At 72.4% G+C, this 13,432-nt stretch carries 9 protein-coding genes; 7 read left to right on the forward strand and 2 right to left on the reverse strand.

The annotated features are described in order from the left end of the window. Positions 1-23: 23 nt before the first annotated feature. On the reverse strand, positions 24-1,370 hold the full coding sequence (locus BIV23_RS43635) for an amidase (RefSeq protein WP_071386549.1): 1,347 nt from the start codon (positions 1,368-1,370) through the stop codon (positions 24-26). A 197-nt stretch (positions 1,371-1,567) separates the two neighbouring features. Here BIV23_RS43635 and BIV23_RS43640 point away from each other — a divergent pair, with 197 nt between their 5' ends. After that, positions 1,568-3,916, forward strand: coding sequence for an alpha-L-fucosidase (locus tag BIV23_RS43640; protein WP_071386550.1), 2,349 nt, complete (start codon positions 1,568-1,570; stop codon positions 3,914-3,916). Beyond that, the gene (locus BIV23_RS53740; protein ID WP_071386551.1) at positions 3,904-4,146 is read left to right on the forward strand and encodes a hypothetical protein; all 243 of its coding nucleotides are present in this window, start codon (positions 3,904-3,906) and stop codon (positions 4,144-4,146) included. Before BIV23_RS43640 ends, BIV23_RS53740 begins: the two co-directional genes overlap by 13 nt. Positions 4,147-4,435: 289 nt before the next feature. On the opposite strand, the gene BIV23_RS43650 is transcribed toward BIV23_RS53740, so the two are convergent. Next, positions 4,436-5,509 carry a LacI family DNA-binding transcriptional regulator gene (locus tag BIV23_RS43650; RefSeq protein ID WP_079173796.1) on the reverse strand — a complete coding sequence of 358 codons (1,074 nt, stop codon included), beginning with the start codon at positions 5,507-5,509 and terminating at the stop codon, positions 4,436-4,438. A 259-nt stretch (positions 5,510-5,768) separates the two neighbouring features. Between BIV23_RS43650 and BIV23_RS43655 the strand changes: the two genes are divergently transcribed. The 5 genes from BIV23_RS43655 to BIV23_RS43675 all read left to right on the forward strand — a co-directional run bounded on the left by BIV23_RS43655 (position 5,769) and on the right by BIV23_RS43675 (position 13,358). Further along, positions 5,769-7,055, forward strand: coding sequence for an ABC transporter substrate-binding protein (locus tag BIV23_RS43655; RefSeq protein WP_071386552.1), 1,287 nt, complete (start codon positions 5,769-5,771; stop codon positions 7,053-7,055). 6 nt (positions 7,056-7,061) lie between these two features. Continuing rightward, positions 7,062-7,982, forward strand: a complete 921-nt coding sequence (locus BIV23_RS43660; protein WP_071386553.1) for a carbohydrate ABC transporter permease — start codon at positions 7,062-7,064, stop codon at positions 7,980-7,982. Then, complete coding sequence (locus BIV23_RS43665; RefSeq protein WP_071386554.1) at positions 7,979-8,887, forward strand: carbohydrate ABC transporter permease; 909 nt, start codon at positions 7,979-7,981, stop codon at positions 8,885-8,887. The genes BIV23_RS43660 and BIV23_RS43665 overlap by 4 nt, the downstream gene beginning before the upstream one ends. Positions 8,888-8,912: 25 nt before the next feature. Beyond that, a complete protein-coding gene (locus tag BIV23_RS43670) occupies positions 8,913-10,169 on the forward strand; it encodes a glycoside hydrolase 5 family protein (protein ID WP_071386555.1) in 1,257 nt (418 codons plus the stop codon). A gap of 150 nt (positions 10,170-10,319) precedes the next feature. Then, the gene (locus BIV23_RS43675; protein WP_071386556.1) at positions 10,320-13,358 is read left to right on the forward strand and encodes an alpha-mannosidase; all 3,039 of its coding nucleotides are present in this window, start codon (positions 10,320-10,322) and stop codon (positions 13,356-13,358) included. Positions 13,359-13,432 lie beyond the last annotated feature (74 nt).

Below are 13,432 nucleotides of genomic sequence, written 5' to 3' on the forward strand. Positions count from 1 at the left end.
CAACACTTAGCCGCGACGATCTACTAGAAACCCGCCACCGTCGCCGTGCGCCGCCACGGCCGCCGCCGTTCCAGCTCCTCGGCCAGCCCCAGCAGCACGTCCTCCGAGCCCGGCCGTCCCACGAGCTGGACGGCGCAGGGGGCGCCCGAGGGCAGGGTGCCGCACGGGACCGACATCGCGGGCCACCCGGTCAGGTTCCAGGGCGGGGTGAACGGGGTGTACGTGTTCGCGACGATGTTGCGCAGCCAGCCGCGCTCGTGCCAGGGGCCCGCCGCGGGGGAGCGCCGGGCGAGGGCCGGGGTGAGCAGCACGTCGTGCGCGCTGAAGAAGGGGGCCATCCGGGCGCGCAGTCGCTCGCGGCCGTCGCCGCCGCGCACGGAGGGGACGAACCGCCGGCCCACCGCGGCGTGCACCCGGGTCCGCCGGGTCAGCCGCGCCGGGTCCAGGCCCTCGGCGTCCACGGCCGTGCCCGCCGTCCAGTGCCGGATCGTGGTCACGCCGAGGGACGGCGGATACGGCGGATCGGCCCGCCGCACCTGGTGCCCGCCCCGCGCCAGCACCCCCGCCGCCTCGCGGACCGCGTTCGTGTACGACCGGTGCACGCTCACCCCGGGCAGCGGGCTGCGCAGGGACACGGCGACCCGCAGTGACCCCGGCTCGCGGGTCCGGGGCAGGGCGCCGTCCGCGAGGACGTCCAGCATCAGCCGCAGATCCTCGACCGTCGTGGCCAGCGGGCCGTTCTCGGACATGCCGAACCAGTCGCCGTTGCCGATCCCGGCCGGCACCACCCCGTACCCCGGCTTCAGTGTGACCAGACCGCAGTTCGCCGCGGGAATGCGCAGCGAGCCCATGCCGTCGTTGCCGAGCGCGAGCGGCACCAGCCCGGCGGCCACGGCGGCCGCGCTGCCGCCGGAGGAGCCGCCCGCCGTGCGGGAGAGGTCCCAGGGATTGCGGCTGGTGCCGAACACGCCCTCGGTCGTGCCGAAGACGCACAGCTCGGGCACGTTGGTCAGCCCCACGACCACCGCCCCGGCCGCGCGCAGCCGGGCCACCGTGACGTGATCCTCGGCGGCCGGGGTGTCGCGCGTCGCGGCCGAGCCGTCGCGGTGCGACTCGCCGCGCACCGCCAGGTTGTCCTTCACGGCCAACGGCACGCCCGCGAGGGGCAGTTCGGCGAGCCCGGCCCGTGCGCCGACGGCGTCGGCCTCGGCGAGCGCCGCCTCGGCCCGTACCCTTCGGAACGCCCCGATCCGCCCGTCGAGCCTGTCGATGCGTGCGAGGTGCTCCGCCACCACCGCGCGGGGCGTGACCTCCTTCGCGCGTACGGCGGCGGCGATCTCCGCGGCGGTCCGGCCGACCCACTCGGTCACGGGCACTCCCTGGCTACTCGTCGGTATCAATCGAGCGTGTAGGGAGAACTGTGCACGGTCGGGCGGGACACGTCGAGAGGCCGATCTGTCATCCGATCAATGGCTCAAAATCTGTGCACCGCAGGCCCGTTGACAGTCCTGCGGCACCCACACAATCATCAGACGTCCGATGAATCGGAAGTGTATGGGAGCCGCTCATGAGCACGTATCCCAGACGAACGATCCTCGCCACCGCCGCGGGAGCGGCGGCCGCCACCGCCCTCCCGCTCGCCGCCACGGCCACCGCCGTCACCCCCGTGAGCGCCGCCGACGGCCGAGGCCCCTGGGCCACGGTCCCCGCCCCGGTGCCCGTCCCGCTCGACGCCCGCTACGACAGCGACGGCATCGACACCGCCTCCGCGCGCGGCGGCGACTTCGACGGATCCGGCTACACCTTCCCCGGCGAGGAACTCCCGGCCGGCCGCGTCGAGGTCGGCGGCGTCCCCTTCCTCTTCCCCGCCTCGACCGCCGGCGCCAGGAACAACCTGGTCGCCCTCGGCCAGCGCCTCGACCTCCCCCGGGGCCGCTACCTGTCGGCCTTCTTCCTCACCGCGGCCAGCTACGGCGACGCCTCCGGAACGGCCACCGTCCACTACGCCGACGGCACGACCACCACCGCGGGCCTCGGCGGCGCCGACTGGTACGCGACGGGCGGCCCGCTGTCGGCGCCGTACCGCTACCGGCCGGACGGCGGCAAGGACGAGCACGCCGTCGGCATCGGGGTGTCGGAGGTGTGGCTCGACCCGCGCCGCGAGGCGGTCGCCGTCACCCTGCCCGTGACCCACGCCGCCGAAGCGAACCAGACCTCCCTGCACGTCTTCGCGCTCACCCTCCAACCAGCCGCCGAGGGCCGGGCGTTGGCCCTGCGCGGGCCGCACTCCACGCCCTCCCTCCTCGAACCCTCCGGCGCGCAGGGCGTCGAGGCGACCGTCGTCAACGCGGGCACCGTTCCCGTCCTCGCCGCCGACGACGTCGCGGTGGCCGTCGACGTCCCCGGCGCCCGCACCGTCCAGCCCGCCCGGGTGCGCCGCCTCGACCCCGGCGAACAGGCCCGGGTCCGCATCGGCATCCGCAACCGTCCGGGCACGGCGCCGGGCACCCGGCAGGACGGCACGGTCACCGTGACCGGGCGGGGCACCCAAGTGACGGCGGGCAAAGCGTCGTTGACGCTCGGCACCGCCGACTACGCCCCCACCGAGTCCTCCCTCGCCGCCCACCAGGCGCCGTACTGGTTCCAGGGTGCCAAGTTCGGCATCTTCATCCACTGGGGCGTCTACTCCGTGCCCGCCTGGTCGCCGGTCGGCAAGGAGTACGCCGAGTGGTACTGGGACCACATGCAGGACCCGGCCGGCGCCGTGTACGCCCACCACCGGGACACCTACGGCGAGGACTTCGCCTACGACGACTTCATCCCCCGCTTCACCGCCGAGAAGTTCGACCCGCGCGCCTGGGTGGAGCTCTTCCGCGACGCCGGCGCCCAGTACCACGTACTGACCTCCAAGCACCACGAGGGCTTCGCCCTGTGGGACACCAAGGTCTCGGACCGCAGCGCCGTGAAGACGGGGCCGAAGCGGGACCTGGTCGGGGAACTCTTCGAGGCGAGCCGCCGCTACGCCCCCGAACTGCACCGGGGCCTGTACTTCTCCATGCCGGAGTGGTTCAACCCCGACAACCCCTGGATGGGCCACGCCCCGCGCAACCCGTACACGCTCGCCCCGGTGCCGTACACCGGATACACCGCCGGCAAGGACTACGTCCACGACTACCAGGCCCCGCAGATGCTGGAGCTGATCCACGGGTACGACCCGGAGATCATCTGGTGCGACATCGGCGGCGCCAACGACAGCCTGCACGTCCTCGCCGAGTACTTCAACCACGCCAAGAACCGGGCCCGTCCGGTCGACGTGACCGTCAACAACCGCTCGGGCATCGCCTTCCACGACTTCACGACCCCCGAGTACACGACGTACGCCAACACCGTCGTCGCCAAGTGGGAGGCCAGCCGGGGCCTGGACCCCTTCAGCTACGGCTACAACCGGGCGACGCCCGACTCCGCGTACATGACCGCCGAGGAGGTCGTGCACAGTCTGGTCGACATCGTCTCCAAGAACGGCAACTTCCTCCTCGACATCGGCCCGCGCGCGGACGGCACCATCCCCGAGATCATGCAGACCCGGCTGCGCGAGACAGGCCAGTGGCTGAGGGTGAACGGGGAGGCGGTGTACGACACCACGTACTGGTCGCGCATGGCCCAGCTCGGCGACGACCTGCGCTTCACGGTCCGCCCGGACGACGCCTTCTACATCCACTCCCTCGCCGAGCCCGGCGCGAAGCTGACCGTCGAGGCACCGGTGCCCGTGCGGCCCGGTGACAAGGTGACGATGCTCGGCCACGACCACCCCCTGACCTGGACCGTCACGGGCGGGTCGCTGGTGGTCGACGTACCGGAGGCGGCCCGCAGGGCGGGGCGGTACGCGTGGGTGTTCAAGGTGGAGTGGCATGGCTGAGCGCCGCGGCAGTCACACATACGGGCAGGGAGCCAGGCTGGTTCTACCACCACGACCAACAGCCCAAGTCCGTCGGCGAGCTGACCGGCATCTGCTTCCGCTCCGTGGGCCGCAACTCCGTCCTGCTGCTCGACGTCCCGCCGGACACCGACGGTCTGCTGCCCGCCCCGGACGTGGCCCGGCTGCGCCAGTTCCGCGACCCATCGACCGGGAACTCCCCGAGGACCTGACCCGCGGCGCCCGGACCATCGCTACACCGGGACGGCTGACGGTCGACCTCGGCGCGGCGCGGGAGGCCGACCGGATCCGGCCGGCGGAGGACATCCGGCACGGTCGGCAGATCGAGGCCTTCGTCGTCGAGGCCCGGACGGACGGCGCCCGGTCGCAGGTGGCCACCGCCACAACGGTGGGCGCGACCCGCATCCTGCTGCTCCCGGCCCGGTGCGGACCCGGAGGTGGCGGGTACGGGTCACGGCGGCCCGGTCGGCCGTACGGATCGCGGAGTTCGGGCTGTACCGGTCACGTACCTGACCGAGCCGGCCCCCCGGGCCGCGGCCGGCGGCCGGCGCCTCGCGGCACGGGAGGAGGAGATGCCGCCGCCCCCGTACTGCCCCGCCCCGTCAGCCGCGGCACCGGCACCGCCGCAGAGCGGGCCGGGCCGCCGTCCAGGAGGGACAGCAGTTCGCGGGCGGCCGTGCGGCCGAACTCGGCGCTGTCGCGGGACAGGGCGGACAGCCGGGGGGTGACCATGCGGCACAGGGCCGAGTCCTCCCAGGAGACCACCGACACGTCCCGTGGGACGCGAAAGCCCAGATCGGCCGCTGCCGAGAGGCCTGCCACGGCCATCACGTCGTTGTCGTAGATCAGCGCCGTGGGGGCGGGGGAGGCGGCGAGCACCCGGCGGGTCACGGCCGCGCCCTGTGTGTCGGAGTAGTCGGTGGTCACCGACCGGACCTCGGTCAGGCCCCGGCGCTCCGCCTCGGCGCGCAGCGTGGCGGTACGGCGCTGGGTGTGCGCCAGGTCCGGCAGGCCGGCGATGTGCACGATCCGGCGGTGGCCGAGCGCCGTCAGCTCGTCCACCACGGAGGCCATCGCGCCCGCGTCGTCCGCCCAGACCGTCGACAGGCCGGGGTGGCACCCGTCGGGCTCGCCGCCGATCACCACGGCGGGCAGGCCCAGTTCGTCCAGCAGAGCGGGGCGCGGGTCCGTGGCGCGCGGGTCGACCACCAGCACGCCGTCCACCCGGTGCTCCGCCCACCAGCGCCGGTAGACCGCGCACTCGTCGGCCACGTCCCCGGCCACCTGGAAGAGGAGGCCCAGGTGGCGTTCGGCGAGCACCTCCTGGATGCCGGAGACGAGCTGGAGGAAGAACGAGTCGACGCCCAGGGTGTGCGCGGGGCGGGCCAGGACGAAGCCGACCGTCGCCGCCCCCTCGCCGGACAGCGCGCGGGCGGCCGTGCTGGGCCGCCAGCCCAGCTGCTCGGCGACCCGGCGGACCCGCGCGCGAGTGGCCTCGGAGACGCCGGGGCGGTCGTTCAGCGCGAAGGAGACGGCGCTCTCGGAGACCCCGGCCCGCCGGGCGATGTCCTTCATCGTGGGCCGGCGTGCGGGCGACCGTCTGGTCGGCGGCACGTTTGCCCTCCCTCCCGGGCGAGTTGGCTAATGCGCTTGAGTGTCAAGACCCTAAAGCGCATTAGCGGATTGCGGCAAGCCTTCCGCAGAACTCCTTTGACCTGCACTGATGAAGCGTGGATTTCTTTAGTTCGGATGACTGCATTGACTTTCTCCGAACGGCCCGTGCATGGTCTCTCACGCCGCCAACAGCCCGACACAGCAAGGGAGCCGTGTCACCGTGCCCACACCTCGCAGAGCCCTGTTCGCCGCCGCCGTCGCCCTCGTCCTGCCGCTGAGCGCCTGCGGTTCGGGCGGCGGGGGCGGCGGCTCGACCGACGCCTCCGGAAAGGTCGAGGGGAACATCACCTTCGAGACCTGGAACCTGCGCGCCAACTTCACGCCGTACTTCCGGGGCCTGATCGCCGACTTCGAGAAGAAGTACCCGGGCACGCACGTGAAGTGGATCGACCAGCCCGCCGAGGGATATGCCGACAAGCTCAGCGCCGACGCCGCCGGCGGTACCCTGCCCGACGTCGTCAACGTCTCCCCGGACCTGGTCGCCCCGCTCGCCAGGGCCGGGCTCGCCATGGACCTCGACAAGGCGGCGGCGACGTACAGGTCCGAGTACCTGCCCGGGGCGTGGGCCAGTCATCAGATCCCGGGCATGAGCGGCACGTACGCCTTCCCCTGGTACCTGAACACCGGCCCGCTCTTCTACAACAAGGCCCTGTTCACCAAGGCGGGGCTGAACCCCGACCAACCGCCGAAGACGTACGGCGAACTCTTCGCCGACGCCCTGCAGATGGCGAGGGAGAGCGACGGCAAGGTCGCCACCCTCGCCAACGTGCCCACCATCGAGGACTTCGGCCGCTACGGCGTCCCGCTGATGAACCGGCAGGGCACCGGGTTCGCCTTCAACAACGCCAAGGCCGTCGAACTCCTCACGAAGTACAAGGAGTTGTACGACGCCAAGGCCCTCGACGCGCAGGCGCTCACCGCGACTCCCGAGTCCGCCGGCAAGAAGTTCCTCACCGGTGCCGTCGCCATGAACCCCGGCAGCGCCCTCGACCTCGACAACTTCAGGAAGAACGCGCCCGGCCTCTACCGGAACATCGGCATCACCGACCAGATCACCAGCACCGGGCACGTCAACATGTACGTGATGGGGGTGATGGTCAACTCCCGTACGAAGCACACCCCGGCCGCCGTCGCCTTCGCGCACTTCGTCACCGACGCGCAGAACCAGATGTCCTTCGCGAGGAAGGTCGCCATCTTCCCCAGCACCGCCGGTTCCCTGAACGACCCGTACTTCACCAAGGAGGACGGCACCGACGAGACCCGGGTACGCATCGCCGCGGCCACGTCCCTGAAGGGCGCGGTCAACTACACACCCGTGCTGTTCAGCGACCAGATGAAGACCGCGCTGGGCAACGAGGTCGCCAAGGCGCTCCAGGGCAAGGAGAGCCCGAAGGAAGCCCTCGACAACGCTGTCAAGGCCGCCGACCGGCTGCTCCAGCAGGGCTGACCCGCCATGGCCGCCACCCCCGTCCGCGTCAGGGGCCGCGCACCGGCCGGAACCAGGATCCGGCGACAACTGCCGGTCAGCCCCTGGCTGTTCGCCGCCCCCGGACTGCTCGTCACCGGCGCGTTCGTGCTCTACCCGTTCTTCTCCACCCTGGTGAACTCCTTCACCGACCGCCGCACCCTGCTTCCGGGCGATTTCGTGGGCCTCGCCAACTTCCGCGAGCTGCTCCACGACGACATGTTCTGGACCGGCCTGCGCAACAGCACGCTCTACGTCCTCGTGGTCGTCCCCGCCCTGGTCGTCCTGCCGCTGCTCCTCGCGCTGCTGGTGCAGAAGAACATCCCCGGCATCACCTTCTTCCGCGCCGCCTTCTACACCCCGGTCGTCGCCTCGATCGTGGTCGTCGGGCTGATCTGGGTGTGGCTGCTGGACGAACGCGGACTGGTCAACTCGCTGCTGGAGACGGTCGGGATCGGCCGGGTCGGCTTCCTCAGCGACCAGTGGCTGCTCCTGCTGAGCGCGATGGCCGTCACGGTGTGGAAGGGCCTCGGCTACTACATGATCATTTATCTGGCCGCGCTCGCGAACGTGCCCCGCGAGCTGCACGAGGCCGCCGCCGTGGACGGCGCGGGACCGGTGCGCCGCTTCCTCACGGTCACCGTGCCCGCCGTGCGCTCCACCATGGTGCTGGTCGCCGCGCTCTCCTCGGTCGCCGCCTTCAAGGTGTTCTCCGAGGTGTACCTGATGGCCGGCCCCGACGGCGGCCCGGCCGGCGAGGACACCACCCTCGTCATGCTCGTCCAGCGCACCGGCACCGGCCTGACCGGCCGCGTCGGCTACGCCTCCGCCCTGTCCGTCGTCGTCTTCGTCGTCACCGTCGCGCTCATGCTGCTCGTGCTGCGCGCCGACCGCCGGGAGGAGTCGTGAGCGTCCTGGAGAAGGTGCGGCCCGAGCGGCCCGTCACCGCGCGCAGCAGGCCGCCGCGCGTCACCGACGAGCACGGCCGCCGTGTCCGCGTCGGTGAACTGGCCCTGCGCTACCTGCTGTTGCTCGCCGTCCTCGCCCTGACCGTCGGCCCGTTCGGGTGGCAGCTGTCCACCTCCCTCAAGGGCACCACCGAGGACATCTACAGCTCCCCGCCAGGCTTCCTGCCGGCCCACCCCACGGTGCACAACTACACGCGGGTCGCCGACACCATCCCCGTCTGGGACTACGCCCTGAACTCCCTGAAGGTCGCCGCCGCCAACGTCGTGACGAACTGCGTCGGTTCGGCCCTCGCCGGATACGCCCTGGCCCGGCTGCGCTTTCGCGGCCGGCGCGTGACCACGCTCGTGTTCGTGCTGGCCATGCTCGTGCCCGTCGAGGGCATCGTCATCGCCCAGTTCACCACCATGCGCGAACTCGGCCTGAACAACACCCTCGTCGGCGTCGTCCTGCCCGGCGCGATCGGCGCGATGAACGTCCTGCTGATGCGGGGTGCGTTCCGCGGTCTGCCCTACGAGATCGAGGAGGCGGCCTACGTCGACGGCGCCGACGTCTGGCAGCGCTTCCTGCGCATCGCACTGCCCTCGGTGAAGGGGACGCTCGCCGTCGTCGCGATCTTCGCCTTCATGGGCGCCTGGGACGACTTCCTGTGGCCGCTGATCGTCCTCAGCGACCCCTCCAAGTTCACCCTCACCATCGGCCTCAACTATCTGCACGGCACCTTCGCCAACGACGAACGGCTCGTCGCCGCGGGCACCGTGATCGCCGTGGCCCCGCTCATCGCCCTCTTCGCCTGCCTCCAGCGGTACTTCTTCCGCGGCGTCGGCGAGGGCGCCGTCAAGGGCTGAACACCCGTATGCCCCAAGGACCTCCATGCCTCCTGCCGTCCGCTTCGGCGTCAACTACACCCCGAGCGTCGGGTGGTTCCATCACTGGCTCGACTTCGACCTCGACTCCGTGCGCGCCGACCTCGACGCGATCGCCGCGCTGGGCCTCGACCACATCCGTGTCTTCCCGCTGTGGCCGTACTTCCAGCCCAACCGCACCCTGATCCGCCCCCGTGCCGTCGAACAGCTCGTGGCCCTCGCCGACGCGGCCGCCGAACGCGGCCTGGACGTCAACGTGGACGGCCTGCAGGGGCACCTGAGCAGCTTCGACTTCCTGCCCGCCTGGACCCGCACCTGGCACCGGCGCAACCTCTTCACCGACCCGGACGTGGTGGCCGGCCAGGCCGCCTATCTGCGCACCCTCGCCGCCGCCCTCGCCGACCGCCCGGGCTTCATCGGCATGACCGTCGGCAACGAGGTCAACCAGTTCGCCGCAGGCCCCCACCCCGACCCCGACCGCATCACGGCGGACGAGGCCGAGCGCTGGCTCGTGCGGATGCTGGCCGCCTGCGCCGAGGGCGCCCCGGACCGGCTCCATCTGCACGCCTCCTACGACGCCGCCTGGTACCAGGACGACCAGCCCTTCACCCCCGGCCACTCGGCCCGCCTCGGCGACGTCACGGCCGTGCACTCCTGGGTGTTCAACGGCACCGCCCAGCGCCACGGCCGTGCCTCCGTGCCCGGCGAGCACCACGCCGCCTACCTGGTCGAGCTGAGCAAGGCCTGGGCCGACGCGCCGCACCGGCCGGTGTGGCTCCAGGAGGTCGGCGCACCCGCACCGCTCGTGCCCCCCGAGCACGCCGCCGCCTTCGCCGGGGCCACGATCACCCACGCCCTGGACTGCCCCGACCTGTGGGGCATCACCTGGTGGTGCTCGTACGACGTCGCGCACGACCTCGCCGACTTCCCCCCACTCGAGTACGGACTGGGCCTGTTCACCAACGACCGCAAGCCCAAGGACATCGCCCGCGTGCTGGCCGAGGCGGCACGCGACACCGGCCGGGCCCCCGCGCCGCGCACCACCGCCCTCGTCGTGCCCGGCGATCCGGCCCTGCGCTCCCGCTGCGCCCCCGGCGGCCCCGTCTTCGACGCCTTCTTCCGGCTCGTCGCCGACGGCGCCCGCCCCACCACCGTCCTGGACACCCGCGCGGACGACAAGGACCACCTCGCCGTGCGCGGCATCACCGATGTCGTCACTCCGGGCCAGGTACTCCCCACCCCGCACGGAGACACCGGCTCGTGAACCCCGCCGGACGCACCGCCCGCGTCGCCGGCACGGTTCGGACCGCGCGCGGTGGGGGAGCTGTACAACGCCTCGAACCCGTGGCCGTGACCCACCCCCGACCACCCACCCGGAAACCGCACCCGGAACAGCCCGCAGGGAGCAGCCCGTATGCATGACGACCGCACGCTGGTGGAAGCCCGCCTCAGGCGTGTCCTCGACGAGCGCATCCGTCCCGCCGTGTACCCCGAGTCCGTACCGCTGAAGGTCGCGGTGTGGCACGCCCCCGGCGAACCCGTGCCGGTCGAGGAGGGACTCGCCGCCGAGCCCGGGCCGGTCGAGGTGGGCGCGCGGTGGGGTGCCCCGTGGGGCACGAGCTGGTTCCGGGTGACCGGGACCGTGCCCGAGGCGTGGGCCGGGCGGACCGTCGAGGCCCTGCTCGACCTCGGCTTCGACGAGAACATGCCCGGCTTCCAGTGCGAGGGCCTGGTCTACCGGCCCGACGGCACCCCGGTGAAGGGCCTCAACCCGCGCAACCAGTGGGTGCGGATCGGCGCCCCGGTGGCCGGCGGGGAGGAGGTGGTCCTGCACATCGAGGCCGCCTCCAACCCGGTCGTCCTCGACTACCACCCCTTCCTGCCGACCCGGCTCGGCGACAGGGAGACCGCCGGCAGCGAGCCGCAGTACACGCTCGCCCGCATGGACCTCGCCGTCTTCGACGAGACCGTGTGGCAGCTGGTCATGGACCTGGAGGTGCTCGGCGAGCTGATGGCCGAGCTGCCGGCGGACTCCGCGCGCCGCCACGACCTCGTGCGCGCCGTCGAGCGGGCCCTGGACGCCGTAGACCTCCAGGACGTGGGCGGCACGGCGGACCGGGCCCGGCAGCGGCTCACGGCGGTCCTCGCGGCACCCGCCGTACCGTCCGCGCACCGCATCAGCGCCGTCGGGCACGCCCACATCGACTCGGCGTGGCTGTGGCCGCTGCGCGAGACGGTCCGCAAGGTGGCCCGTACGACGTCCAACATGACCGCGCTGATCGAGGACGAGCCCGACTTCGTGTTCGCCATGTCCCAGGCGCAGCAGTGGGCGTGGGTGAAGGAGCACCGGCCCGAGGTGTGGGCGCGAGTGAAGAAGGCCGTGGCCGACGGGCGGTTCGTGCCGGCCGGCGGGATGTGGGTGGAGTCGGACACCAACATGCCCGGATCGGAGGCGATGGCCCGCCAGTTCGTGCACGGCAAGCGGTTCTTCCTGGACGAGTTCGGCATCGAGAACGAGGAGGCCTGGCTGCCCGACACCTTCGGCTTCGCCGCCGGCCTGCCGCAGATCATCAGGGCGGCGGGCAGCAAGTGGCTGCTGACCCAGAAGATCTCCTGGTCGCAGACGAACACGTTCCCGCACCACACCTTCCAGTGGGAGGGCATCGACGGCACGCGGATCTTCACCCACTTCCCGCCCGTCGACACGTACAACTGCTCCATGAAGGGCGGCGAGATCGCCCACGCGGCACGGAACTTCAAGGACAAGGGCCGCGCCCGGCACTCCCTCGCGCCCACCGGCTGGGGCGACGGAGGCGGCGGCACGACCCGGGAGATGGTCGCCAAGGCGGCCCGGCTGCGCGACCTGGAGGGCTCGGCGACCGTCGCCTGGGAGACACCCCGTGCCTTCTTCGAGAAGGCCGAGGCCGAGTACCCCGAGCCGCCCGTCTGGGTCGGCGAGCTGTACCTCGAACTGCACCGCGCGACCCTCACCAGCCAGGCGCAGACCAAGCAGGGCAACCGGCGCAGCGAGCACCTGCTGCGCGAGGCGGAGCTGTGGGCGGCGACGGCCGCCGTACGCACCGGACTCCCGTATCCGCACGAGGAGTTGAACCGCATCTGGAAGACGGTCCTGCTGCACCAGTTCCACGACATCCTGCCCGGCTCGTCCATCGCCTGGGTGCACCGGGAGGCCCGGGCGACGTACCGGCGGATCGCCGGGGAGCTGAACGGCCTCGTCGACGCGGCCCAGCGGGCCCTGGCGGGGGAGGGGACCCGGGAGCTGCTCTTCAACTCGGCACCGCACGGCCGCGGCGGCGTTCCCGCCGGAGGCGCAGGGGCGGCCCGCCGGTCGCGGGGCACGACGCTGTCGCCACGCGCCGGGGGCGGACACGTCCTGGACAACGGCCTGCTGCGCGTCGAGATCGACGCCCACGGCCTCGTCGTCTCCGCGTACGACATCCAGGCCGGCCGTGAGACCGTCGCCCCCGGCCGGGCCGCGGGCCTTCTCCAGCTCCACCCGGACTTCCCGAACATGTGGGACGCCTGGGACGTGGACGAGTTCTACCGGAACACCGTCACGGACCTCACGGACGCCGAGTCGGTCCAGGCCGACGAGAGCGGGGAGACCGGTGAGGCCGGCGCATCGGTGCGGGTCACCCGCGCCTTCGGCGCCTCCCGCGTCACCCAGGTGCTGTCCCTGCCGCCCGGCGAGCGGCGGCTGGTGATCGACACCGAGGTCGACTGGCACGAGACCGAGAAGTTCCTCAAACTGGCGTTCCCGCTCGACCTGCACGCCGAACGGTACGCGTCGGAGACCCAGTTCGGGCACGTGTACCGGCCGACCCACACCAACACCTCCTGGGAGGCAGCCAAGTTCGAGGCGTGCAACCACCGCTTCGTCCACCTCGCGGAACCCGGCTGGGGCGTCGCCGTCGTCAACGACTCGACGTACGGCCACGACGTGACCCGCACGGTACGCACCGACGGCGACCGGGGTACGACGACCACGGTGCGCGTCTCCCTCCTGCGTGCCCCGCGCTTCCCCGACCCGGAGACCGACCAGGGCGTCCACCGCTTCCGGCACGCGCTCGTGCCCGGCGCGGGGATCGCGGACGCGGTCCGCGAGGGCTGGCGGCTCAACCTGCCGGAGCGCTGGATCACCGGCGCGCACGAGGTCGCTCCGCTGGTCACGGTCGACGACGACGCCGTGGTCGTCACGGCGGTGAAGCTGGCCGACGACGGCAGCGGCGATGTGGTCGTCCGCTTCCACGAGGCGCACGGCGGCCGGGCCCGCGCGACCCTCACGGCGGGCTTCGAGGTGGCGGACGTGACGGTGACGGACCTGCTGGAACGGCCGCTCGCCGACAGCGAGCCGCCCACGCGCGAGGGCGAGCGCATCACCCTGCGGCTGCGCCCGTTCGAACTCGTGACGCTCCGGCTCCGCCGGTCGTGATCCGGTACTGAGCGCTCCGCCGGACGTGCCGCACCGCGCCGTCGGCCGTCCGCGGGGCCGTCGCGGCCGGCCGC

Source organism: Streptomyces monashensis (assembly GCF_001866665.1).
Classification (GTDB): domain Bacteria; phylum Actinomycetota; class Actinomycetes; order Streptomycetales; family Streptomycetaceae; genus Streptomyces; species Streptomyces monashensis.

Coding starts and splice junctions, on each gene's coding strand:
- BIV23_RS43640 (WP_071386550.1), top strand. CDS start 1,568: ATGAGCACGTATCCCAGACGAACGATCCTCGCCACCGCCGCGGGAGCG.
- BIV23_RS43650 (WP_079173796.1), bottom strand. CDS start 5,509: ATGAAGGACATCGCCCGGCGGGCCGGGGTCTCCGAGAGCGCCGTCTCC.
- BIV23_RS43660 (WP_071386553.1), top strand. CDS start 7,062: ATGGCCGCCACCCCCGTCCGCGTCAGGGGCCGCGCACCGGCCGGAACC.
- BIV23_RS43670 (WP_071386555.1), top strand. CDS start 8,913: ATGCCTCCTGCCGTCCGCTTCGGCGTCAACTACACCCCGAGCGTCGGG.
- BIV23_RS43675 (WP_071386556.1), top strand. CDS start 10,320: ATGCATGACGACCGCACGCTGGTGGAAGCCCGCCTCAGGCGTGTCCTC.